Origin of the sequence: Micromonospora echinofusca, assembly GCF_017614955.1 — a bacterium.
GTDB classification, from domain to species: Bacteria; Actinomycetota; Actinomycetes; order Mycobacteriales; family Micromonosporaceae; genus Micromonospora; species Micromonospora echinofusca_A.
In genome coordinates this window covers 1-4,114 of the sequence record NZ_WVUH01000492.1, presented here as the reverse complement: position 1 = coordinate 4,114, position 4,114 = coordinate 1, and the positions used below count along the sequence as shown (strand labels likewise).

The following is a 4,114-nucleotide window of genomic DNA, read 5'->3' as shown; positions in this document are numbered from 1 at the left end:
CGCCGGGGGTGGTCGGCGACGGGGTCGGCGTCGGGGTCGGCGTCGGGGTGGTCGGAACGCCGGCGCAGGTGTGGCTGAGGTTGAACTTGGCGGCCTCGCCGGTGATCGTGGCGGTGCCGTCGGCGAGCGTCCAGCCGGCCGGGGTGAACAGGTAGGCGTGGATCAGCCGGGCGTCGTCCTGGCCGGCGGGGTAGAACGCGTCCGGGTAGACGTCGTTGGCGTCGGGGATCTTCACGGTGACGCCGTTGGTGAAGCTCACCGTGATCGTCTCGAAGGCGCCCGAGTCCTTGCCGCCCGGCAGGATGAAGTGCCAGCCGTCGTAGCCCGCCGGCAGGCCGGCGAACCGCTCGTCCTTGCAGTCCTGGTTACTGAACGTGCCGGCGGTGGCGCCCTTGTGGTCCTTGTTGATGGAGATGTTCATCGATGCCCAGGCTGGCGTGGCCAGCGCGAGGCAGGTGGCGGCGGCGGTCGCCGAGAAAAGAGCGCGCATCGTACGGCGGCGCTGTCGCATGGGTATGCCTCCACAGAACGTGGTCGGAGGGGACAGCACATGATCGCTGAGGCGCTGCTCAGCCGGCATCGGCTGAACGGGCTTCTGTTGATCCTTCACAAAGCGGCAATGGCCTGGTTACATTGTTGGGAATCCATGGGAGCGCTCCCGCGCCTCCGGGACCACCTCTCACCACACCGCCGCGCAGGCGCGTAGATGGGGGAACGGATGCGCCCACATCCGTTCCCCCGACGTCCTCCGCTACGCGTTGCCACGAGCGGCTCCACGGACAGGAGCGATTGTAGTGCGCGAACCGACCCCGCCGGGCCGACCGAAGGGCCGACCCGGAACACCCGTACCCCGCCCGGCGCGCTGGCGTCGACAACTCGCCGCCCTCGGCGCGGCCCTGGCCACCACGGTCTCGCTGGGCGTGGTCGCCCCGGCGGTCACCCCGGCTCCGGCCGGCGCCGCGCCCGCCTTCAACTACGGCGAGGCGTTGCAGAAATCCATCCTCTTCTACGAGGCGCAGCAGTCCGGCCGGTTGCCGGACTGGAACCGGGTCTCCTGGCGGGACGACTCGGCGATGACCGACGGTAACGATGTCGGCGTCGACCTCACCGGTGGCTGGTACGACGCGGGCGACCACGTGAAGTTCGGCTTCCCGATGGCCTTCAGCGCCACGATGCTCGCCTGGGGTGCGGTGGAGTACCGGTCGGCGTACGCGGACTCCGGGCAGCTGCCCCACCTGCTCAACAACCTGCGGTTCGTCAACGACTACTTCATCAAGGCGCACGCCGCCCCCAACGTCCTCTACGGACAGGTCGGCAAGGGCGACGACGACCACAAGTGGTGGGGCCCGGCCGAGGTGATGCCGATGGCACGGCCCGCGTACAAGATCGACGCGAGCTGCGGCGGCGCGGACCTGGCCGGTGAGACGGCGGCGGCGATGGCCGCAGCCTCGATCGTCTTCCGGCCCACCGACCCGACCTACGCCAACACCCTGGTCGGCCACGCCAAGCAGCTCTACACCTTCGCCGACACAGTTCGGAAGGCGTACCACGAGTGCATCACCGACGCGACCAGCTTCTACCGTTCCTGGAGCGGGTACACCGACGAACTGGTCTGGGGGGCGATCTGGCTCTACCGGGCCACCGGTGACGCCGCGTACCTGGCCAGGGCCGAGGCACTCTACGACAGTCTCGGCAACGAGAACCAGTCCACCACCAAGTCCTACCGGTGGACGATCGCCTGGGACAACAAGCAGTACGGCGCGTACGTGCTGCTGGCCAACCTGACCGGCAAGCAGAAGTACGTCGACGACGCCAACCGGTGGCTGGACTACTGGACCGTCGGCGTGAACAGCCAACGGGTGCCGTACTCGCCCGGCGGGATGGCCGTGCTCGACTCCTGGGGTGCGCTGCGCTACGCCGCCAACACGTCGTTCGTGGCGCTGGTCTACAGCGACCGGACCACCGACGCGACCCGGAAGGCCCGCTACCACGACTTCGCGGTCCGGCAGATCAACTACGCGCTCGGCGAGAACCCGCGCAACTCCAGCTACGTGATCGGTTTCGGCACCAACCCGCCGAAGAACCCGCACCACCGGACCGCACACGGCTCCTGGTGGGACAACATGACCGTGCCCACCGGTACCCGGCACGTGCTCCACGGCGCGCTGGTCGGTGGCCCGTCGGCGGCGAACGACGCGTACACCGACAGCCGGTCGGACTACGTGATGAACGAGGTGGCCACCGACTACAACGCCGGTTTCACCTCGGCGCTGGCCCGGCTGCACGGCGAGTACGGCGGCGCTCCGCTGGCCAACTTCCCGCAGCCGGAACAGCCGGACATGGACGAGCTGACCGTGGAGACCACGGTCATGCAGAACGAGCCCCGGGCGATCGGCCTGAAGGCGATCGTCTACAACAAGTCGGCCTTCCCGGCCCGCGCGCTGACCACCGGGAAGTTCCGCTACTACTTCCGGCCCGACGGCACCGGCCCGGTGCAGGTGACCCCCGGTTACACCCAGGGCTGCCCGTCGCCGTCCACGGCGAAGCAGCACTCCGCCGACATCTGGTACGTCGAGGTCGACTGCACCGGCCACACCATCGCCCCCGCCGGCCAGTCACAGCACCGGATGGAGGTGCAGTTCAAGATCGGGGTACCGGAGGGCGGCACCTGGGACCCGACCAACGACCCGTCGTACCAGGCGACCGCCGGCCCGAACCCGAAGGTGCCGCTCTACGCCAACGGCACCCGGGTCTGGGGTACCGAACCCGGCCCGGCCACCCCGGACACCACGGCGCCGACCACGCCCGGCACCCCGGTCGCCTCGGCGGTCACCTCGACCGGCCTCACCCTGACCTGGCCCGCCTCCACCGACACCGGAGGCAGCGGACTGGCCGGGTACGACGTCACCCAGATGCAGATCGGCAGCGACGCGCTGCTCCTGCTGCCCACCACGACCAACTCGCTGAACGTCACCGGGTTGCAGCCGCAGCGGACGTACCGGTTCTGGGTGAACGCCCGCGACGGCGCCGGTAACCGGTCGGGCGCCTCGCCGTACGTGGAGGTGACCACGCCGGCCGGACCGCCGCCGGACACCACCGCGCCGACCGCGCCCGGTACCCCCACCGCCTCGGCGATCGGCCCGAACGGGGTCACCCTGACCTGGGGACCGGCCACCGACAACGTCGGCGTCACCGGCTACCGGGTGTACCGGGAGGCCGGCGCCACCGACGCGCTGCTCGCCACGGTCACCGGCACCACGTACCCGGTGACCGGGCTGACCCCGGCGACCGCGTACCAGTTCTACGTGGTCGCGACCGACGCCGCCGGCAACGCCTCGGCGCCCTCGGCGGCGGTGGCGGTGACCACCGCACCGGACAGCCCGACGGCCTCCTGCACGGTCGCCTACACCACCAGCGACTGGAACACCGGGTTCACCGCGAACATCACCATCACCAACACCGGGACCAGCACCGTCAACGGCTGGAGCCTCCAGTTCGCGTACACCGCCGGGCAGCAGGCCGGCCAGGGCTGGTCGGCCAACGTCATCCAGACCGGTGCCACCGTGACCGCGACCAACCTGCCCTACAACGGGACGCTCGCCCCCGGCGCGTCCACGAGCTTCGGCTTCAACGGCACGCACAGCGGCACCAACCCGAAGCCCACCGCCTTCACCCTCAACGGATCGGCCTGCGCCGTCGGCTGACCCGTCCCCCCTGCCGGACCGGCCGGTCACCGCACCCCGCGGTGGCCGGCCGCTCCGCGTCCGGGAGAGCCGAAGGGGCCCGCTGCCCGGTATCCGCCGGCAGATCGCGGGGCCGGGGGCGGACCGGTCCCGAACGGGATACGGGCTGGGACCGGCCCGTGGATGCATCGACGGCGATGAGATGAATGACAGTTTCCGTGCCGCGTGGGACGGGCATCTGCGGCCCGGACGGCCCTACCGTCACCGGTGATCCCGCCACCCGGCGGCCCCCTGTCGCCGGTGCCCGGGACCAGCCGTGACGACCGCTCACGCGAAGGAGAAACAATGCGACCACGCCGTTGGGCCCCCGTACTCGCCGCCGCTGCCGCGCTGGCTGCCGCAGTGGCCGGGTCGGCCGTACCGGCCACCGC

1 protein-coding gene and 1 pseudogene are annotated in these 4,114 nt (G+C 70.7%); one reads left to right on the top strand and one right to left on the bottom strand.

All coding sequences use genetic code 11. From position 1 onward, the window contains the following. Positions 1-511: pseudogene (locus GSF22_RS31545) on the bottom strand (LPXTG cell wall anchor domain-containing protein); the annotation flags it as partial. Between the two features lie 283 nt (positions 512-794). Between GSF22_RS31545 and GSF22_RS31540 the strand changes: the two are divergent. Then, positions 795-3,704, top strand: a complete 2,910-nt coding sequence (locus tag GSF22_RS31540) for a glycoside hydrolase family 9 protein (protein WP_208817562.1) — start codon at positions 795-797, stop codon at positions 3,702-3,704. Positions 3,705-4,114: the final 410 nt, after the last annotated feature.